This is a genomic window from Nitrospirota bacterium (genome assembly GCA_030645475.1).
Lineage (GTDB): Bacteria > Nitrospirota > Nitrospiria > Nitrospirales > Nitrospiraceae > Palsa-1315.
The window spans coordinates 30,425-48,781 of sequence record JAUSMA010000067.1; the positions used below are offsets into that span (position 1 = coordinate 30,425).

General features: G+C 57.2%; 21 protein-coding genes and 3 tRNA genes. 13 read left to right on the forward strand and 11 right to left on the reverse strand.

Annotated features, from left to right (window positions below; genetic code table 11):
• Positions 1-142: 142 nt before the first annotated feature.
• The 7 genes from Q7U76_13625 to Q7U76_13655 form a co-directional block, all read right to left on the reverse strand.
• Entirely contained in the window at positions 143-1,582 is a 1,440-nt protein-coding gene (locus Q7U76_13625; GenBank protein ID MDO8357426.1) for an aldehyde dehydrogenase family protein, read from the reverse strand.
• Between the two features lie 27 nt (positions 1,583-1,609).
• The gene (locus Q7U76_13630; protein MDO8357427.1) at positions 1,610-1,879 is read right to left on the reverse strand and encodes a hypothetical protein; all 270 of its coding nucleotides are present in this window, start codon (positions 1,877-1,879) and stop codon (positions 1,610-1,612) included.
• A gap of 76 nt (positions 1,880-1,955) precedes the next feature.
• Complete coding sequence (locus Q7U76_13635) at positions 1,956-2,597, reverse strand: thioredoxin domain-containing protein (GenBank protein ID MDO8357428.1); 642 nt, start codon at positions 2,595-2,597, stop codon at positions 1,956-1,958.
• On the reverse strand, positions 2,594-3,700 hold the full coding sequence (locus Q7U76_13640; protein ID MDO8357429.1) for a deoxyhypusine synthase family protein: 1,107 nt from the start codon (positions 3,698-3,700) through the stop codon (positions 2,594-2,596). Before Q7U76_13640 ends, Q7U76_13635 begins: the two co-directional genes overlap by 4 nt.
• A 304-nt stretch (positions 3,701-4,004) precedes the next feature.
• Positions 4,005-4,082: transfer RNA gene (locus Q7U76_13645), tRNA-Glu, on the reverse strand.
• A 278-nt stretch (positions 4,083-4,360) separates the two neighbouring features.
• Positions 4,361-4,708, reverse strand: a complete 348-nt coding sequence (locus Q7U76_13650) for a hypothetical protein (GenBank protein MDO8357430.1) — start codon at positions 4,706-4,708, stop codon at positions 4,361-4,363.
• A gap of 122 nt (positions 4,709-4,830) precedes the next feature.
• Positions 4,831-5,055, reverse strand: a complete 225-nt coding sequence (locus Q7U76_13655) for a helix-turn-helix domain-containing protein (protein ID MDO8357431.1) — start codon at positions 5,053-5,055, stop codon at positions 4,831-4,833.
• A 210-nt stretch (positions 5,056-5,265) separates the two neighbouring features.
• Between Q7U76_13655 and Q7U76_13660 the strand changes: the two genes are divergently transcribed.
• The 6 genes from Q7U76_13660 (at position 5,266) to Q7U76_13685 (ending at position 10,138) form a co-directional block, all read left to right on the forward strand.
• A complete protein-coding gene (locus Q7U76_13660; GenBank protein MDO8357432.1) occupies positions 5,266-5,799 on the forward strand; it encodes a hypothetical protein in 534 nt (177 codons plus the stop codon).
• 142 nt (positions 5,800-5,941) lie between these two features.
• Entirely contained in the window at positions 5,942-6,355 is a 414-nt protein-coding gene (locus tag Q7U76_13665) for a hypothetical protein (protein MDO8357433.1), read from the forward strand.
• A gap of 120 nt (positions 6,356-6,475) precedes the next feature.
• Complete coding sequence (locus tag Q7U76_13670) at positions 6,476-8,170, forward strand: glutamine--tRNA ligase/YqeY domain fusion protein (GenBank protein ID MDO8357434.1); 1,695 nt, start codon at positions 6,476-6,478, stop codon at positions 8,168-8,170.
• Between the two features lie 155 nt (positions 8,171-8,325).
• Positions 8,326-8,661, forward strand: a complete 336-nt coding sequence (locus Q7U76_13675; protein ID MDO8357435.1) for a PilZ domain-containing protein — start codon at positions 8,326-8,328, stop codon at positions 8,659-8,661.
• A 42-nt stretch (positions 8,662-8,703) separates the two neighbouring features.
• Positions 8,704-8,898 (forward strand): DNA gyrase inhibitor YacG, encoded by a 195-nt coding sequence (locus Q7U76_13680; protein ID MDO8357436.1) that lies wholly within the window; start codon positions 8,704-8,706, stop codon positions 8,896-8,898.
• Between the two features lie 196 nt (positions 8,899-9,094).
• Complete coding sequence (locus Q7U76_13685; protein ID MDO8357437.1) at positions 9,095-10,138, forward strand: NAD(P)-dependent alcohol dehydrogenase; 1,044 nt, start codon at positions 9,095-9,097, stop codon at positions 10,136-10,138.
• A 22-nt stretch (positions 10,139-10,160) separates the two neighbouring features.
• On the opposite strand, the gene Q7U76_13690 is transcribed toward Q7U76_13685, so the two are convergent.
• The 3 genes from Q7U76_13690 to gltX form a co-directional block, all read right to left on the reverse strand.
• Positions 10,161-10,234: transfer RNA gene (locus Q7U76_13690), tRNA-Gln, on the reverse strand.
• A gap of 54 nt (positions 10,235-10,288) precedes the next feature.
• Positions 10,289-10,362: transfer RNA gene (locus Q7U76_13695), tRNA-Gln, on the reverse strand.
• A 71-nt stretch (positions 10,363-10,433) separates the two neighbouring features.
• Positions 10,434-11,849 (reverse strand): glutamate--tRNA ligase, encoded by a 1,416-nt coding sequence (gene gltX, locus Q7U76_13700; protein ID MDO8357438.1) that lies wholly within the window; start codon positions 11,847-11,849, stop codon positions 10,434-10,436.
• A 132-nt stretch (positions 11,850-11,981) separates the two neighbouring features.
• Between gltX and Q7U76_13705 the strand changes: the two genes are divergently transcribed.
• Positions 11,982-12,686 (forward strand): FAD-dependent oxidoreductase, encoded by a 705-nt coding sequence (locus tag Q7U76_13705; GenBank protein MDO8357439.1) that lies wholly within the window; start codon positions 11,982-11,984, stop codon positions 12,684-12,686.
• On the opposite strand, the gene Q7U76_13710 is transcribed toward Q7U76_13705, so the two are convergent.
• Positions 12,683-13,099: a 2Fe-2S iron-sulfur cluster-binding protein gene (locus Q7U76_13710; protein ID MDO8357440.1), complete on the reverse strand. Its 417-nt coding sequence runs from the start codon at positions 13,097-13,099 to the stop codon at positions 12,683-12,685. The two genes, Q7U76_13705 and Q7U76_13710, sit on opposite strands and share 4 nt — an antisense overlap.
• 135 nt (positions 13,100-13,234) lie before the next feature.
• On the opposite strand from Q7U76_13710, the gene Q7U76_13715 reads away from it, so the two are divergent.
• From Q7U76_13715 to dnaK, 6 genes are all read left to right on the forward strand, one after another.
• Positions 13,235-13,708 carry an Rrf2 family transcriptional regulator gene (locus Q7U76_13715; protein MDO8357441.1) on the forward strand — a complete coding sequence of 158 codons (474 nt, stop codon included), beginning with the start codon at positions 13,235-13,237 and terminating at the stop codon, positions 13,706-13,708.
• Positions 13,705-14,922: an IscS subfamily cysteine desulfurase gene (locus Q7U76_13720; protein ID MDO8357442.1), complete on the forward strand. Its 1,218-nt coding sequence runs from the start codon at positions 13,705-13,707 to the stop codon at positions 14,920-14,922. Before Q7U76_13715 ends, Q7U76_13720 begins: the two co-directional genes overlap by 4 nt.
• 27 nt (positions 14,923-14,949) lie before the next feature.
• Complete coding sequence (iscU, locus tag Q7U76_13725) at positions 14,950-15,348, forward strand: Fe-S cluster assembly scaffold IscU (protein MDO8357443.1); 399 nt, start codon at positions 14,950-14,952, stop codon at positions 15,346-15,348.
• Between the two features lie 21 nt (positions 15,349-15,369).
• Positions 15,370-15,726, forward strand: a complete 357-nt coding sequence (locus Q7U76_13730; GenBank protein MDO8357444.1) for an iron-sulfur cluster assembly accessory protein — start codon at positions 15,370-15,372, stop codon at positions 15,724-15,726.
• A 78-nt stretch (positions 15,727-15,804) separates the two neighbouring features.
• Complete coding sequence (gene hscB / locus Q7U76_13735; protein MDO8357445.1) at positions 15,805-16,521, forward strand: Fe-S protein assembly co-chaperone HscB; 717 nt, start codon at positions 15,805-15,807, stop codon at positions 16,519-16,521.
• A gap of 5 nt (positions 16,522-16,526) precedes the next feature.
• Positions 16,527-18,347 carry a molecular chaperone DnaK gene (dnaK, locus tag Q7U76_13740; protein MDO8357446.1) on the forward strand — a complete coding sequence of 607 codons (1,821 nt, stop codon included), beginning with the start codon at positions 16,527-16,529 and terminating at the stop codon, positions 18,345-18,347.
• Positions 18,348-18,357 lie beyond the last annotated feature (10 nt).

Below are 18,357 nucleotides of genomic sequence, written 5' to 3' on the forward strand. Positions count from 1 at the left end.
TTCTCCTTACGTTATCCAAGCAACTAGGTGACGGACGCATGGTCACGACATGCGCGCCCACAGTACGCCTCATAATAAGCACAGGGTCGCTGTTGTACCAAGATTAGCGCCGCTTCGCAATATCCCGCGACGTTTTTTTCCCTTAGGCCCCAGCGGGCGGCCTGAGATTTAGCACCAGCATACGGGGCTCGGTCATATCCTCGATCGCGGCATGGACCCCTTCGCGGCCGATTCCCGAGTCCTTGACGCCCCCGTAGGGCATGTGATCGGCCCGGAACGTCGGAATCTCGTTGGCCAGCACCGCCCCGACTTCAAGATGCCGAAATGCATGAAAAATCGCATTCACATTCTGCGTAAAGACCCCGGCTTGAAGCCCGTAGTCGGACTGGTTGAGCGCCGTGATCGCTTCGTCCAAGTGACGATAGGGGGTCACGGTCACCACCGGTCCAAATACTTCCTGACACGATACTTTCATCGTTGGCGTCACGTGGGAGAGCACCGTCGCCTCCACCACCGAGCCCATCCGTTTTCCGCCCAGCAGCACTCGCGCCCCCTGCGATACGGCTTCCTCTACCCAAGCCTCGACACGATGGGCCGCAGCCGAATCAATGAGTGGGCCAACCACCGTCGCCTGGTCGCTCGGATCGCCGGCTTTTAAACGCGCAACCTGTAACAGCAATTTCGTCGTGAACAGGTCCGCAATCGAATGATGGACAAAGATGCGCTGCACGGAAATACAGGTCTGACCGGCATAGCCGAACCCACCGGCTGCGCAACGCTGTGCGGCAACCTCCAGCTCAGCATCGGGCTCCACGATCACGCCCGCGTTTCCGCCGAGCTCCAACACCACCTTCTTCTTCCCGCACTTGGCCTTCAACATCCATCCCACGGCGGCACTCCCGGTAAAACTCAGGAGCTTGAACCGAGGATCGACGACGAGCTGTTCTGCCACTCGGTTGTCGCAGGGCAAGACGTTGAGTGCGCCAGGAGGAAGCCCGGATTCGAGCACGACTTCGCCCAGCAATAATGCGGTGAGGGGTGTCTGTGGCGCCGGCTTGATGAGAATGGAATTGCCTGCAGCCAGCGCTGGCGCGACCTTGTGGGCGACAAGATTCAGCGGAAAGTTAAAGGGTGTGATTCCGAGCACCGGACCGATCGGAACCCGGCGAAGAATGCCGAGATGGGAGTCCGTCCCCGGCGTCCAGTCGAGGGGGATCACCTCGCCCGGAATGCGCCTCGCCTCTTCAGCTGCAATGGTAAATGTCTGGACGGCCCGGCTCACCTCACGCGTCGCATCGGCGATCGGCTTGCCAGCTTCAGCCGTCATCAGCCTGGCAAATTCCTCACGTCGGGCATAGAGCCCGCCTGCGATTTTTTGTAGCGCCTGATAACGGGCATGGGACGGGAGGGCTGCCATCTCGACAGCGGCATCGACCGTCGATTGGATCGCGGCCTCGGCATCGACGGAACTCGCAGTCGAGATCTCGGCGAGCCGCTGCCCTGTATAGGGATTATTCACGGGAGCGACAGTCTCCCCCTGCCGCCACAGGCCTCCAATCAAAAATGGACGTGGTCCCTGCACGGGAAATGCTCCGAGGGTGGTGAAGACTTAGTCGGCGGACTGACCCGATACTGTGGGGACAGGCTCAAGGCTGGCCGCCTGTTGGGCGATACCGGCCTTGGCAATCAGCTCCTCTGTGCCCCAATCGCGAATGGCTTCAAGCGTGAAGGCCTCATAGGTTGAGACCCCGTGACAAGTCGGGCAATCCGGCATCGGCACTTTGAGATAAAAGGCTTCTGACAAGCAGGACATACAGACCCAGTAGGCTGGCTCCCCTGCGCGCTGCGGAACAGACCAATACGATTGTGTAACAGACATCTGGTAATCCTTCGTGAGTGATGGACTGATTGTTCTGTGTCACCGCCGTCATCCCATGAGGCTCCGTGGGAGCGCCCTAGGAACGTGGAGCAGTGGCCAACATGCGCTCAATCTCTTCGGCAAAATCCTCGAACGGAACTGCGCCTGGGATCGCGATAGCCGGCTCTTTCTCGGTCGGTCCACTGACCGTCCGAATCAGAATAAAACCGGGAGTACCGTGAAATCCCCACCGGTTCGCTTCTTGACGATCCTGAAAAATGGATTCAAGATATTGCCGCTCGTCGAAACACTTCGCAAACGCCGTCTGCTCCAAGCCAATCGTCTTCGCGTAGCCTTTAAACAACCCCGAGTCCAACCGGCCTCCCTGGCTAAAGAGCCGGTCATGCATCGGCCAATATTTTCCCTGGGCTCCGGCGCAACGTGACGCCACTGCCGCCTCGACACCGACCCCCTGATCCGCTCGTGGATAATCTCGATACAGGAAACGCACTTTGCCCGTATCGATATACTTGGCTTGCAACCGAGGCCACGTCGCCTGAAAGAACTTCACGCACCAGCCACAGGTAAAGTCGGAGTACTCGATCAAAGTGATCGGTGCGTCAGCGCGCCCTCTGGCTCGCCCATCCTCCGTGGCAGATCCGGCACCGACTTGAGTCGAGGACAAGAGTACCAACAGCGACAGAGCCGCGACTGTGCGAAAGAGATAGGCCTTCGTCATGTGCGCAGCGCGCGTTTCGCTTTGGCACGCTCTAACAATGCCACCATGAGGAGTGGCCAAACGACCGTGGCATCGCTCAAGACTTCGGCAAAGCGCCCGCCTTCTTCCGGCGGCACAAACTTGCCCCAGGAAATACCTTCCTGGTAGGTACAGCCACTCAACCCGCCCCAATAGTCCGGCTCCGGACAGATACGCACACCGTACTGGAAGCGAGGCGGCTGAACATTGAGGCCAAGTCGCGAATTGCTGATCTCGATGTAGGGACCGACCTGTTGCGCCCAATTACGCGGCACGCCACCGCCAATCGTAAAGATCCCCAGTTTCTTCGCCGACACAATATGGCTCGCATAGCTGTTTAGATCGAGATAGGGATTGAAGAAGGGATAGGCGACATGAATCGCCCGCAGCACGTCAAGATCGCTGCTCCCTTGCAGCTTCGCGCGAGCCCGCTCAAGCTCACGGCCCATGGCCCACGTTCCGACATCCAGTCCCATCTCGGAGTCGGTAAAGGCAGGAATGAAGACGGGGACTTTTTTCACATAGGCGCTTTTGAGAATGCCCGCACCCTCATAATCTTCCGCAAGGGTTTGACCCAATTCACGCGTAAGAATCTCGGAAGAAATATTCTGGTCAGGCTTCACCCGCTTCATCGTCTGGGAGACGACCTGCTCCACATAATTCAGGTTGGACTCCATCTCCAATGTGTCGTAGACCCGATTGTAGCCCTTCTTGAATAGTTCTTCGTCTGACATCGACGGATGGTGCCGATAATGCGTTTTACCGACCGATTCACTCAACCCATGGGCGATCAACGCGCCGGTCGAAACAACACATTGCACCATCCCATGATCGATCATCGCGCTGATGATCTTGCCCATTTTGGCGATGGTCATCGCCCCCGACAGCGTCAACACGACGAAGCAGTCGGGATCCTCGATCATCGCCCAGAGCACTTCGTAGGCTTCGCCCAAGCGGCGGCCCCCGAAGGCGGTCTTTCGCATGGCGGTCAGAAGGCCGTCGAACGACCCGATCTGTTCGGGGTCGAGAGGCTCAAGCGCTTCGAGTCCATCTTGCGCCCCATCACGGAATTCGCGTGCACCCATAGAAGAGTCTACCTACCATAGAGATGAATAGAGGAAAGGCGCATTCTTTATACACAACCGGCGATAGAGGCGTCAACGAAGTTGCGTCCCAGGAAGCCATTCCCGCATTCCACTGCATGAATCAATAACTCCTTACTCAGCGAACCACGAGGTGGGATGAGAGGGTCTGTCGAGCGCGGTGATCACGGGGCAGGAATCAGTTCAACGACTCCGAAGCACGTAACCGAAGAAAAGATCGTTCCGACTTGATCGATGTGTCCGCGCGCAGTCCGGCCTGCGGCTACGCGACAGGAGGGGTGTGGGTTGGTGGTCCCAACGGGATTTGAACCCGTGTTTAAGCCTTGAGAGGGCTCCGTCCTAGGCCAGGCTAGACGATGGGACCAGATACCAATGACGTAAGATCGAGTCGGCACAGTAGCACAGGGGCTTTTGACTTTTCAATTCCTCGCATTATTCTCCGTAAATATTCGACAGTCGATCCTCCTGGGTTGATAGAGCGGTAAGCGGTGGTCGCAGGGGCACCAATCCTAAGGGCGGGCGGTGGTAATGATAGCGGTCGAGAACCGTGTACACCGCCGGAATCAGGCGTGGCAGATCCTCGACGCGATCGGTCCCCCAGCCGAAGCATTCCTTGCGCAACGTCCGATTGAAGCGTTCAATCTAGGCCTGCTCAGGCTTCTTGTACGGACGGGCAATACGATGCCGGGCACAATAGGCACGGGCCGGTTGGGCAACGGGGCCCTTGAACTCCGGCCCCCCGTCAGCTTGTAGCCCGGCAACACGGCCCGTAAAGCGGTGGACCCTGGCGGTCTGCAAAAAGGCGGCGCCATCCTCCCTGGTTAGGGCGGGCCGCAGCATGACCTCGGCTTCCTTGGTGTCGAGGTCGATCCCGGTGAAGGCACACACGCCGCCAAAAACCACGGTATCCATTTGAAGGACGGCCCGAGGCCCGGAGGCCGTCGGCACGGCTCCCCGTTTCTGAGTCTTGTGCCACTTCGACCGGATCACGTATTTCTCCGCCAGGCTCTCAGAGATCTTGGGCACGGAGAGCCGAACCTGGTGCTCTCGCTCCAGAAAATAGGCGATCGTCTGGCCACAGCACTCGTGCTCACGGACACGCAGCGCCCAGATCAGTCGCTTGATCGTCGCCGAGACCTGCCGGGCTCGTCGGGCCCCTTCTTGGCCTGGGCATGGCGGGCGAGCAACCCGGCCAGCCCATCCGTCGCAATCCCCTTGAGCCAGAGCCCGATGGTCTCCCGGTGTCGCCCCAGATGCGCCGCAATCGTCGTCCGACTCAGGCCTTGCGCGGCAAGCTCATCGGCCAGCGTGATTTGGGTGGGTGTCGGCCTGTCCATAGGCCACTAGGGACTGTCGAATATTTACGGCAACATTGCGGTCCTCATGATTTGGAGCAGTATTCAGACTACTTCAACATGGCTTCACCTGCGACTTGACAGAGACGATGGCATAGCCTACCTTGCGGAAAATACGTGCGGAGGGCCTCTGGGAAAGGGGATTCTTCGATCGTCGGCCCCCTCTTCCTCTCGACAGACTCATGGTGGAACATGAACAACCCGCTCCAAGCCAAAGCTAAATCTATCGGCATCACAGACTCCCCTGAACTGATCGACCTTGAGAAGCCTGAACAGGGCCTTGAGCTCCACCTCGGCTCGAACGTGTTTCGAAACACGAACGGCGTCATCAAACTCCAAGGCAAGGAGCAGGTGGTGCTAGAGCTGCAGCCCGATCCCTTCACCCTGCTCCTGACCATGGACTTCTATGATGACCAGGGGACTCGGGTCGGTCACATCCGACGGAATGCATTGTCTGCGCATAGCGCAGCCCGCTTCACCGTTACCGTGAAGGTCGGCGACGAGACCAGCCCTCCTTCGGTCGCCGTCACAGACCGGACGACTGAACGCACGGTGTTCGAGGCCTGCCTCATACAGAAAAGAAAGATCCGCATTACCGTGGGCCACTTCAATGCTCATACCGGCGAATTAGTGACCGTCAGCCCGCACTACTGCCGCATCGGCACTGGCCTCACCCTATTTGGCAATGTCGCGGAAAGCCGCGGCGGCGCAGCCACAATCGGATAGTCCCTTCCCCCATAACACAGCAGCCTCAACTCACACGTTTCCGCCCCCATCGATCAAGAACTGGACCACTCACACCACCTTCATCGCTTGCTGAAACATACATCCTTTTTGACAAGCGAAAAAACTTCCGTACAATCAAGACATGTCGGATATCATGAAACCGAGCGTGCAAGCCTTCCTGGTCTGCGATCAGGTCATTGAGGACAGCGTCACCAGGAAAAAGAGCCTCATCGGCCTCTTCACCCACCTGCAGGCGGTGAGCTTTCCATTCCAACATTCACAAATGGGGCTGTATTTCTGCCTCACCGACGCCGAAGGGACCTATCACTTCGACATCGATTTGATTTACCTCAACAACGAACAACTCGTCTGTCGGGCGGCCCTCCCGAACATTGCGATCGCTGACCGCCTTCAAATTTCAGACTTTGGAGTCAATATTCCATCCCTGGTCTTCCCTGCCCCTGGGCGTTATGAGTTTCGCCTACGCATGGAAGGGCATCTCATCGCGCAGAAAGACTTCAGTGTGATACAGATGCCCACTCACCAAACCGCATAGGACACACCCACACCCCTCTCTTCCTGCCCAGGCGCGTGAGGCCTTCTCCCCTGTGCCGTTCTTATGGTAGAACAGCCGCGATGATTTATTCACGTATCTCCCAGGAGTCAATGACCTCGCATGTCTGACCAGGCTGGTGCTTCGAACTTTATTCGCGAAATTGTGACCGCCGATCTCGCTGCCGGCAAACATGGCAACCGAGTGGTCACGCGCTTTCCACCTGAACCGAACGGTTATCTCCATATCGGCCATGCAAAATCTATTTGTCTGAACTTCGGTTTGGCACAGGATACCCCGAACGGCATTTGCCACCTGCGATTCGACGATACCAACCCGACCACCGAAGATCCTGAGTATGTCCAAGCCATTCAGGACGACGTCCGATGGCTGGGGTTCGACTGGCACGAGAAGATGTTTTTCGCCTCAGATTACTTCGAACGCCTCTACGAATTTGCCGTAAGACTGATCCAGAAAGACCTCGCCTACGTCGACACGTTGACGGCCGAAGACATGCGTGGTTATCGAGGCACCCTCACAGAACCCGGCAAAAACAGCCCTTCTCGCACCCGCTCTGCCGAGGAAAACCTTGAGCTCTTTCGACGTATGCGAGCAGGAGAGTTCGCCGACGGAACCCATACCCTCCGAGCCAAAATCGACATGGCCTCGCCCAATATCAACCTGCGCGACCCAGTCCTCTACCGCATCAGACATGCGACGCATTATCGAACCGGAAGCGCCTGGTGCCTGTACCCGGCCTACGACTATGCACATCCCCTCTCGGACGCACTTGAAGGGATCACGCACTCCATCTGCACCTTGGAGTTCGAAGATCACCGGCCGCTCTACAATTGGGTGGTCGAACAGGCTGATGCGCCGTGCCGACCACGGCAGATCGAATTTGCCCGTTTGAACCTGACCTATACCGTCATGAGTAAGCGGAAGCTGCTTGAGTTGGTCAGCAAAAAACTCGTGACCGGATGGGACGACCCACGATTGCCGACGATCAAAGGCCTCCGTCGCCGCGGCTATACGCCGGAAGCGATTCGGGCATTCTGTGACCATATCGGCGTCGCCAAGCGCGAGGCCACTGTCGAGATGCAGCTACTCGAGCACTTCGTTCGCGAAGACCTGAATACACGCTCGCCGAGAGTCATGGCGGTCTTGCGGCCGATCAAGATCATCCTCGACAACTACCCCGAGGACCAGTCCGAAGAGCTGGAGGCCATCAATAATCCGGAAGATTCTGCGGCAGGGACGAGGAAGGTTCCCTTTTCACGCGTCCTCTATATTGAGCAAGACGATTTCCGTGAAGATCCGCCCAAGCAATTTTTCCGGCTCGCGCCAGGACGCGAAGTACGGCTCCGGTACGCCTATATCATCAAATGCGTCGGGGTGACGAAAGATCCGCAGACCGGCGAGATCACTGAACTCCATTGCACCTACGACCCTACCACCATGAGCGGTGCCTCCCAGGAACAGCGCAAAGTCAAAGCCACCATCCATTGGGTCTCCGCAGCCCATGCCGTGAAGGCCGAAGTCCGTCTCTATAATTCTTTGTTGGTGACCGACCTGGCAAAAGTGCCGCCAGATCATGACTGGACGACCTATCTTAACCCCGCTTCATTGGAGCGAATCACAAACTGCCTCGTTGAGCCTAGTTTGCGACAGACAACGCCAGGCACTCGGTACCAATTCGAGCGTCTTGGATACTTCTGTACCGACCTAGACTCAACTGCTGAGGCACCGATCTTTAATCGCACGGTGTCGCTAAAAGATGCCTGGGCCAAGATCGAAAAGGCGCAACCATCCCGGTAACAGGCAAGCAATTTCCCCCCTTCGTGAGAACCCTCCCTCGGACCTCTGCCATCACATTTCCATGATTTGCTTTACCACAGGTCGGGGCTTGCTACACTAGCCTGAGTACATCCTGGCAACCGTGATGAGGAACCACAGACCGGAAGGAGGCCCACATGATTGAGTGCCGCGAATATCCACGAGTCCCCGTTGACATGCAGGTCTTCTTCTCCAGCACCAACAAGACAGAAATCCGCGAAGGCACGATGTTTGACCTGTCTGCCAGAGGATGCGCCGTCACCAGCATGTCGTCGGTTCAGCGTGGAATAGCCGTGCGAATCCTCATCAGAGCCACCGATCTAGGCTCACCGATCACGATCGAGTCCGCCGCAGTGCGTTGGAGTGAAGGCGGGGAGTTTGGCGTCGAATTTCTCGGCCTCTCGGAAATCGATCAGCGCCGCTTGCACCGATTACTGCAAATCACCACCCCGCTCCAGATCCAACCGAGTTAACCGCTGACCGATTCTCAGACTCGGCATGATATACTGCCGGACATGACCTGCCCCCTCTGTCACCAACCCACCATGTGGGAAGGCAATACCTGGCGCCCCTTCTGCTCTGAACGATGCCAAATGACCGACCTCGGCGCCTGGGCAACCGACCGCTATCGCATACCAGGTCCCGACCTCACAATGGACGGCTCGCTTCCCGACTCGTTGGAGGAAGAGGACGACACCGACACACCGTAAAACCGTACAGGGACATAGTCCCGTGAGAAGTCACCCCTCTTCCCACAGCGCACATTCGGCAATCCCACCCCAATAGCTCCACTGACCGCGAGACACTGGTTGATGCCGCTCTCGTTCACTTATTTCATAGTTGGCAAGCCCACGGCATCTTGTTATGGTCACGGCCGGACTAGGCCTCTCACAAGGAGCACAAACCATGTTGCCGACTAAAGGCTATGCCGCGTTGACCGCCAAGGCTGCCCTGCAACCCTTCTCTTTTACGCGACGAGATGTAGGCCCCCATGACGTACTCATCGCGATCACCCATTGCGGTATCTGCCATTCAGACATCCATCAAGCCCGCGACGAATGGGGCGGCTCGATGTTCCCCATGGTGCCGGGCCATGAAATTGTCGGCACGATCTCGCGGGTCGGGAGCATGGTCACGCGGTTCCATGTGGGTGAGACGGCTGGCGTCGGCTGTTTTGTGGATTCCTGCCGTACCTGTGGACCCTGTCGAGAAGGATCGGAGCAATACTGCGACGCCGGCATGCTCTTCACCTACAGCGGCCTGGATAAGAACGGCCAGGTCACTCAAGGCGGGTACTCCACACAGATCGTCGTGGATGAGCAATACGTGCTGCGGATTCCCTCAAACCTGTCGCCTGCCGGAGCGGCCCCGCTCTTGTGTGCTGGCATTACGACGTACTCCCCGCTTCGCCACTGGGGCGTCGGTAAGTATCACAAGCTTGCTGTGGTGGGATTGGGTGGATTAGGTCATATGGCGGTGAAGATCGGCAAGGCGCTCGGAACCGACGTCACTGTGTTGAGCACTTCTGAACGGAAGCGAAACGATGCCGCACGGTTAGGCGCGACAGACTTTGCTCTTACATCAGATCCCAATACCTTCACACGACTACAACGGCGCTTTGATTTCATCCTCGATACCGTCTCAGCCCCGCACAACTACAACGACTATGTGAACTTGCTCAAAACCGACGGAACCATGATTCTCGTGGGAGCGCCGGATAAACCGGCGCCGCTAGAGCCCTTTCCCCTGATTCTGCATCGCCGCCGGATCGCCGGATCGGTGATCGGAGGCATCCGAGAAACCCAGGAGATGCTCGAGTTCTGCGCCACGCACGGCATCGAATCTGATATTGAATTGATTCCGATCCAACAAGTGAATGAAGCCTATGAGAGAGTGCTTAAGGGGGATGTTAGATACAGATTCGTGATCGATCTGGCATCGCTGAAGTAGATATCGAGGTGATCAAAGAAAATGGCTGGGGGACTAGGAATCGAACCTAGGTAGCCGGCTCCAAAGGCCGGCGTCCTACCGCTAGACGATCCCCCAGCGCGGTACGGAACCGAGTCATGGATCTGAAAGTTCAGGGCGGGAAAGAATTATTGGCTGGGGGACTAGGAATCGAACCTAGGTAGTCAGATCCAGAAACTGACGTCCTACCGCTAGACGATCCCCCAACCTTCGCTCACAATAATATAAGGCTCTTGGCTTCGTCAAGATCGAGGCTGATTTAGTGACAAACGCAACCTCAGGCGCGGGATGCCCGGTCGATCCCCAGGCGGAGTCGAAACAACGTCCGGTCTCGCCCCAACACTTCCATCACCTCGAAGAGACCAGGACTGGCCGTACGACCGGTCAGGGCCACACGAACTGGCTGAGCCAGCTGCCCCATCTTCATCCCCTCCGCTTCGACCAGCTGCTTGAATGCCTCTTCCCATTGCTGCTTCGAAAAGGCAGGAAAGGCCTCGAAACAAGCTAGCAATTTACCGAGGACTGGCGCGATGGCAGGGGTTAAAAATTTCTTCGCGGCCTCTTCATCAAACGCCACAGCCTGCCCGAAATAGGGCCTCACCCACTCGACCATCTCTACCAGCGTTTTCGCCCGTTCCTTTACGAGAATGACGAGTTGCGCGAGCCAACCGGCCTGGACAGCCTTGACTTCGGCTGCAAGTCCCGCTGACTCCAAGAGGGGCACCAACGCCTGAGCGACCTGATCCGGCGGGCTGATCTTGATATATTCTGCGTTGACCCAGATGAGTTTCTCGGGATTAAACACGGCGGGGGACGTTTGCACGTTTCTCCAAGCGAACTTCTCGATCAGCTCCTGGCGGGTGAACAGTTCCTGGTCTCCGTGCGACCAGCCCAAGCGAACGAGATAGTTCACCATGGCATCCGGCAGATAACCCATATCTCTATAAGCCATAATCGAGGTGGCCCCATGCCGCTTCGACAGACGAGCTTTGTCCGAACCCAGGATCATCGGCAGATGCCCAAATTGGGGGACGGGAAACCCGAGGGCTTGAAAGATCGGAACCTGCCGAGGCGTGTTGGTCAAATGATCGTCGCCACGCACTACGTGGGTAATTTTCATGAGCGCATCATCGACCACGACTGAAAAATTGTACGTCGGGTAGCCATTCGACCGGAGGATGATCAGATCGTCCTGCACATTGTTGTCGAAGACAATCTTGCCCTTGATGAGGTCGTCGACCACCGTCTCCCCCTCTAGCGGGGCCTTAAAGCGCAATGCCGCATCGCCGGTCAAATTGGCCAGGCCACGGTCTCGGCACCGGCTGTCATATTTCGGCGATAATCCCTTGGCCTCTGCTTCCTTCCGCCTGGCTTCGAGTTCTTCCGCTTTGCAGGCGCACCAGTAGGCCTGCCCTTTCTCAAGCAGTTGCATCGCATAACTGCGATAGATGTCGATGCGCTCGGTCTGGCGGAACGGGCCTTCGTCCCAATCGAGCCCCACCCACTTCAACCCCTCAAGAATGGCCTGAATCGACTCATCGGTCGAGCGGTCCTGATCCGTGTCTTCGATGCGAAGGACGAACACACCCTTCTGCTGGCGGGCAAACAACCAATTGAACAAAGCCGTACGAACACCACCGATGTGGAGAAAGCCCGTTGGGCTGGGCGCAAACCTAACTCTGACCTGACTCATGGGGATGAACCTCTGTCGCAGGATTAACGGCCGGTATCTATAACACGTGAGGAAAAGTGTTGTACAGAATTGTGGGCTCTATCCCTTTCATCCGGGCTGGCCTTCTGATATGAGAGGGATACGGAGATCGTGATGGCGGAACGCACACAACCGGCGACGGTCCTCTCGATCACGGATCTTACGCCCCACGTTCGTCAGCTCGTACTCCTCCCTACTGTTCAGCACATCGCTTTTCAGCCCGGTCAATGGGTCTCACTTAAATTGCCAGTCGGTGCCAAACCACCGCTGAATCGAGCCTACTCGATGGCGGCGCCTGGCACTCCATCTGGCGAGCTGACACTCATCTTCGACCGCATACCGGGCGGCATAGGATCCAACTACCTCTACCACCTCAAACCTGGCGATCGCACGGAACTCTCGGGCCCCTATGGAAACTTCACCCTTCCGGTCTCACTCGATCGGGAATTGATCCTGATCGCCCGTTATACTGGCCTCGTCCCGATCCGCTGCATGTTGAAACATCTCTATGCACAACGACAGACGGCAGCGATCCTCCTAATTGCCGTCGCTCCGGCGGAGGAAGAATTACTCTTTCACCAGGCGTTGCTCACGTTGGCCGTCACCCATCCTCAGTTTCGCTACCTGCCCCTGGTGGCTGCCGGAGGGGAGCAGCAAGGCGTCGACCTCACGCTCTCTATGCTGAGGCCCTTGATTGAAGGGACTGCGAAAGTGACACCCCTACTGTGCGGCACGAAAGGATTTGTGCGGCCCCTGCGAGCCTATTTTGTCGAGGCGGGTTATGACCGGAAGGATGTTAAGACAGAAACCTACGATTAGTGCCCTTCCCGCACGAGGTTCTTGTTCACGGACGGTATTTCGACCACAATGTCCTTCGTCCCATTCGGCACACATTGGCAGCCGAGTCGGGACTGCAACGTCGTAACCGGCGCTTGCTCCAACTCATCGAACTCGTCGTCCGTTCCTTCACTGCAGCTCTCCAGCCCCTGCTTCACAATGACGTGACAAGTCGAGCAGGCACAGACCCCCCCGCAGACATGTTCCAACGCAACCCCACTGCCCATCGCCACGTCCAAGAGACTCCCTGGAAGCCCGGTCGGACCATAGGGAATCTTGGCAGGATCGACCTCAACCTTCGTCACCACGCCATCAGGGGCGATAAATGTGACGGTGTAGGCTCGCTGAGGTAGCTCATACTCAGCTTTTTCAATATAGGGATTGGTCCCGCCCATATGCTCGTTCCTTTCTCAGCCCAATTCAGCCTGATGTCTCGCTGTTGACAGCCCTGAAACCTGCATGCTATTGTTAGTCCGACCTTATTGATCGGAGATCATTATAGTCTCCGACCTAGAAGATCGGCAATAGCAATGTTGAAGATTTCAAAAAAAGCAGATTATGCCCTTATGGCGCTTCAGCATATCGCTGCGGCCCAGTTCGGTGACGTCACACCTGGGCGCGTGGTAAATACGAAGGAGATTGCGGAGGAATATAACATCCCCCTCGAACTCCTGGCCAAAGTGCTCCAGACTCTTTCCAAGAACGCATTGATCGAGAGTCACAATGGTCCCAAGGGTGGGTACGTCCTAGCCCGTCGCGCGCACCAGATTACGATCGCGCAAATTCTCGAAAGTATCGAAGGCCCATTGGGTATCACCGATTGTTCGCACGAGAAAGACGGCGAGTTCTGCATGCAGCGGGGAAATTGCAATATCCGCACTCCGCTCTTGAAAGTCCAGGACAGCATCGCCCAATTGCTCAATAACATGACCCTGCAAGACATGATGGGTGGCACACCCCTCATTACGATTCAGTCTCCCACGGCACAAGGAGTCGAACGATGAAACTGCCCATATTCTTAGACAACCATTCCACCACACCGATGGATCCACGCGTCTTGGAGACCATGCTCCCGTATTTCGTCGAAAAATTCGGGAACGCCGCCAGCCGCAACCATGCCTTCGGGTGGGCCGCGGAAGAAGCCGTCGAGAACGCCCGAAAGCAGATCGCGAAGCTGATCAAGGCTGATCCGAAAGAAATCGTCTTCACGAGCGGCGCCACTGAATCGGATAACCTCGCGATCAAGGGCGTGCTGGAGATGTATGGGGAAAAGGGCAACCATATCATTACGTCCGCCACCGAGCACCGCGCCGTGCTCGACACCGTCAAGGTATTAGAAGGCAAGGGCAAAGCGACCGCTACCTATCTCCCCGTCGATAAATGCGGAATGGTCAGCCCCGAGGATGTGCGGAATGCGATCACGGAGAAGACGATCCTCATCTCCGTCATGATGGCGAACAACGAAATCGGCACGATCAACCCCATCAAAGAGATCGGCAAAATCGCCAAGGAAAAGGGCATCCTCTTCCACTGCGATGCGACACAGGGTGTCGGCAAGATCCCGGTCGACGTGCAGGACATGGGCATCGATCTGATGTCCTTCACCAGCCACAAGATGTACGGACCCAAGGGGGTTGGAGCGCTCTATGTGAGAAAGAAGAATCCTCGCGTTCGCATCGTCGCCCAGATTGACGGCGGCGGACACGAGCGCGGCATGCGCTCCGGGACACTTCCGGTGCCCCTCATCGTGGGATTCGGCAAGGCCTGCGAACTCTGCGAGCAAGAGATGACCAAGGAGACGGCACGGTTGCTTGCGATGCGCGACCGGCTGGAGGTCAGTATCATGAAGGCCCTCGAAGAAAGTTATCTGAACGGTCACCCGACCAACCGGCTCCCCGGCAACCTCAATATCTCCTTTGCCTATGTGGAGGGCGAGTCCTTGCTGATGGGCATGAAAGACATTGCCCTTTCATCCGGCTCGGCCTGTACGTCGGCTACATTGGAGCCCTCCTACGTGCTCCGCGCATTGGGAGTTGGAACAGAGCTGGCACATTCCTCGATCCGTTTCGGCCTGGGTCGCTTCAACACGGATGACGAAATCGATTATACGATCAAAAAAGTGGTCGAAATCGTCACGAAGTTGCGCGAAATGTCCCCGCTCTATGAGATGGCAAAAGAAGGCGTCGATTTGAAATCAGTTCAATGGGCTGCCCACTGACCAGGATAGTTAAGAGGAGGATGAACCATGGCCTACAGTGACAAAGTCGTCGATCATTTCAACAACCCCCGCAACATGGGATCTTTCAAGAAAGACGAAGAAGGGGTCGGCACCGGTATGGTCGGAGCCCCGGAGTGCGGTGACGTAATGAAGCTCCAGATCAAGGTGCAGAACGACATGATCGTGGACGCAAAGTTCAAGACCTTCGGCTGCGGATCCGCGATCGCCAGTTCAAGCCTCGCCACCGAGTGGCTCAAGGGCAAGACGATCGAGGAAGCGCAGAAAATCAAGAACACTGACATCGTGCAGGAGCTGAACTTGCCGCCCGTGAAGATCCATTGTTCCGTACTGGCTGAGGACGCCATCAAGGCCGCCCTCGCGGACTACCAAAAGAAAGCCGACGGCACCACGACTGCCGCGAAGTAACGTCACTAAAGGGAGCACGCCATGGATACCACGAATGCAGAGACCCAGGCTCCGGTGATTACGCTCAGCGAGGCGGCCATGAAGGAAGTCAAACGCCTCATCAACGTGCAAGGCCTCACGGAAGGCGGGCTCCGCCTCGGTGTAAAGGGCGGCGGCTGCTCAGGCCTGAGCTACACGATCAACTTCGACGAAAAAATCGGTCCGCATGACCAAGTCCATGACATTGATGGCGTAAAAGTGATTGTTGACGCCAAGAGCGCCATTTATCTTCAAGGCACGCAGCTGGACTTCCAGAAAGACTTGCTGGGCGGAAACTTCAAGTTCGTCAATCCGAATGCCGACAAAACTTGCGGCTGTGGAGAGTCCTTCTCCGCGTAACGTCTGCGATAGCCGGCGGGAAGCATCTTACACAGGCATGGCAAACCGCCATGCCTGTCTTGTCAGAAGAGGTCGCGGATGGACCATGAACATACCCACAGCTCAAACCCTCGTGAGCTCCAGATGGCCAGGAGCATGTGCTGGCACTGTCAGTCCGAGGTGTCCGGTGAATACTTCTGCGATCGCTGCGTCAAAGTCCAGCCGGTGTCGAAAGAGACCGATTACTTCACGTGCTTCGGATTCCCGAGGCGGCTGACCATCGACCCGGGTAAACTGGAAGCGAAGTTCTACGAACTCAGCCGTGCGTTTCACCCTGACTTCTATCAGAACAAGAGCGAAACGGAGCAAAGCATCAGCCTCGGCAATGCCGCGACGCTCAATTCAGCCTATCGTACGCTCCGCGATCCGATTCAGCGTGTCGAATATCTGCTCGATCTGGAAGCTGGCTCCGTGAAGGAGATCAGAAATTCGCCGCCAGCCGATCTCTTCGAGGAGATCCTCGAGCTGCAAGACACGCTCGACGAGTATCGGGCCTCCGATCGCACATCGGATCCGGGGCAGCAGCTCCGCACAACACTCCAAGCTGAACAACAGACGCTGGAAGAACGCAAACGGGATATGGAGACCCAACTCCAGCAGCTCTTCACCGATTGGGATCTTCTTCAAGATCGGGGTGAAGCGACCAGCCAAGCCCGATCAGAACGAGACAGTCTGCTGAAGCAGATGCGGGAAACTCTCTCCAACCGGACCTACGTCAAAAGTATCATCAACGACCTCGTTGCAACCATCGGATAACCATCATGGCACGCATCGTCGGCATCGATCTCGGCACCACCAACTCGCTCGTCGCCTACATGGAGAACGGACGCCCGCGCGTCATCCCAGGTCGGAATGAACGGGCAATCGTGCCCTCCGTCGTGGCCATGACCGACAACGGGCTCATCGTGGGCGACGCCGCGAAGGAACACTTGACCCGCAATCCTGAGCGGACGGTCTACTCCGTGAAACGGTTCATGGGGAAAGGACTCGCGGACGTGCAGGGCGAGCTGGCCTACTTCCCCTACTCGCTCACCGAGCAAGGCGGGGTCATCCGCATTAAGCTCGGCGAGAAGACCTATTCGCCCCCGCAAATCTCCGCAATGATTTTAAAAGAACTGAAACAGCGGGCCGAAGCGCACCTCGGTGAAAGCATCACCAAAGCCGTCATCACGGTCCCCGCCTACTTCAACGATAGCCAGCGGCAAGCCACCAAAGACGCCGGCATGATCGCCGGGCTGGAAGTCCTGCGAATCATCAACGAACCAACTGCCGCCTCGCTTGCCTATGGACTCCAAGAAAAGACGCAAGGCACGATCGCAGTGTACGATTTCGGCGGAGGCACCTTCGATATCTCCATCCTCAAGCTCAAGAATGGCATCTTCGAAGTGTTGGCCACCAACGGCGACACCCACTTGGGCGGAGACGATATCGACCGCCGGATTGCCGACCTCTTCCTTACCGAAATCCGTAGCCGGCATGGAGCCGATTTCAGCACTCACCCGGACCACATGCAAACGATCCGGCTCGAAGCAGAACGGGCCAAGATCGGTCTGTCCGACGAACTAAAAATACAGGTATCGGTCGAGCTTCCGGACAACAAGGGACGCTTCACGCGAGAGCTGACGCGGGACCAGCTCGAATCCCTGATCATAGAGATCATCGAACGGACCCTGACTCCCTGCCGGATGGCCTTGAAAGACGCGGGACTCACCCCGGACGCGATCGACGAAGTCGTGCTGGTCGGTGGCTCCACCCGCATGCCGATCGTCCGGCAACGTGTTCAGGAACTGTTCGGAAAGACCCCGCACTGCGAGATCAATCCCGACGAAGTCGTGGCGCTCGGCGCAGCCGTGCAAGCGGACATTCTCAGCGGCGGCACGACGGATATGCTGTTGCTCGACGTCACGCCGCTCTCCCTGGGTATCGAAACTATGGGCGGAGTGATGAGCAGCCTGATTCGACGAAACACGACGATCCCCGCCAGTGCCAAGGAGATGTTCACCACCTATGTCGACGGGCAGACCGGCGTAGACATCCACATCCTCCAGGGCGAACGCGAACTGGCGAAAGACAATCGCAGCCTGGCAAAATTCAGACTGAAGGTTCCTCCACTCCCGGCGGGCGTCCCTCGCATCGAAGTGACGTTCCTCATTGATGCCAATGGGATCTTGAGCGTGAAGGCCAGCGACATGCGAACCGGACTGAGCCAGTCCATCGAGGTAAAGCCGTCGTACGGGTTATCCGACCATGAAGTGGAGCAGATGATCGAGGACTCGTTCAAGTTCGCAAAAGATGACGTCAACGCCAGAAAACTGATTGAGACGCGGCTCGACGCCGGCGCCTTGATCACGACGACGGAGAAATCACTGGGGGAGGGCCTGCACCTGATCGCCGAAGAAGATGTCGCAGCCATTCGAGCAGCGCTCGCGGCCCTGGCAACCGCGCAGAAGGGCAACGACCCGCGCGCCATCCGCGCGCGCATCGCCGACCTCGAACAATCGGCGCAACGACTGACCGTCGCGATGCTGAACGACTCGCTCAAACGAGGACTCCAAGGCAAGAAGGTCTCGGACCTCACGTAACACGTCATCC

Excerpts from the sequence above, each read along its gene's own strand:
- Q7U76_13675 (MDO8357435.1), top strand. The coding sequence starts at position 8,326 with ATGATTGAGTGCCGCGAATATCCACGAGTCCCCGTTGACATGCAGGTC.
- Q7U76_13655 (MDO8357431.1), bottom strand. The coding sequence starts at position 5,055 with ATGGACAGGCCGACACCCACCCAAATCACGCTGGCCGATGAGCTTGCC.
- Q7U76_13710 (MDO8357440.1), bottom strand. The coding sequence starts at position 13,099 with ATGGGCGGGACCAATCCCTATATTGAAAAAGCTGAGTATGAGCTACCT.
- Q7U76_13665 (MDO8357433.1), top strand. The coding sequence starts at position 5,942 with ATGTCGGATATCATGAAACCGAGCGTGCAAGCCTTCCTGGTCTGCGAT.
- Q7U76_13720 (MDO8357442.1), top strand. The coding sequence starts at position 13,705 with ATGAAACTGCCCATATTCTTAGACAACCATTCCACCACACCGATGGAT.
- Q7U76_13630 (MDO8357427.1), bottom strand. The coding sequence starts at position 1,879 with ATGTCTGTTACACAATCGTATTGGTCTGTTCCGCAGCGCGCAGGGGAG.
- Q7U76_13670 (MDO8357434.1), top strand. The coding sequence starts at position 6,476 with ATGTCTGACCAGGCTGGTGCTTCGAACTTTATTCGCGAAATTGTGACC.
- Q7U76_13730 (MDO8357444.1), top strand. The coding sequence starts at position 15,370 with ATGGATACCACGAATGCAGAGACCCAGGCTCCGGTGATTACGCTCAGC.
- Q7U76_13715 (MDO8357441.1), top strand. The coding sequence starts at position 13,235 with ATGTTGAAGATTTCAAAAAAAGCAGATTATGCCCTTATGGCGCTTCAG.
- hscB (MDO8357445.1), top strand. The coding sequence starts at position 15,805 with ATGGACCATGAACATACCCACAGCTCAAACCCTCGTGAGCTCCAGATG.
- Q7U76_13640 (MDO8357429.1), bottom strand. The coding sequence starts at position 3,700 with ATGGGTGCACGCGAATTCCGTGATGGGGCGCAAGATGGACTCGAAGCG.
- Q7U76_13680 (MDO8357436.1), top strand. The coding sequence starts at position 8,704 with ATGACCTGCCCCCTCTGTCACCAACCCACCATGTGGGAAGGCAATACC.
- dnaK (MDO8357446.1), top strand. The coding sequence starts at position 16,527 with ATGGCACGCATCGTCGGCATCGATCTCGGCACCACCAACTCGCTCGTC.
- gltX (MDO8357438.1), bottom strand. The coding sequence starts at position 11,849 with ATGAGTCAGGTCAGAGTTAGGTTTGCGCCCAGCCCAACGGGCTTTCTC.
- Q7U76_13635 (MDO8357428.1), bottom strand. The coding sequence starts at position 2,597 with ATGACGAAGGCCTATCTCTTTCGCACAGTCGCGGCTCTGTCGCTGTTG.
- Q7U76_13660 (MDO8357432.1), top strand. The coding sequence starts at position 5,266 with ATGAACAACCCGCTCCAAGCCAAAGCTAAATCTATCGGCATCACAGAC.
- iscU (MDO8357443.1), top strand. The coding sequence starts at position 14,950 with ATGGCCTACAGTGACAAAGTCGTCGATCATTTCAACAACCCCCGCAAC.
- Q7U76_13685 (MDO8357437.1), top strand. The coding sequence starts at position 9,095 with ATGTTGCCGACTAAAGGCTATGCCGCGTTGACCGCCAAGGCTGCCCTG.
- Q7U76_13705 (MDO8357439.1), top strand. The coding sequence starts at position 11,982 with ATGGCGGAACGCACACAACCGGCGACGGTCCTCTCGATCACGGATCTT.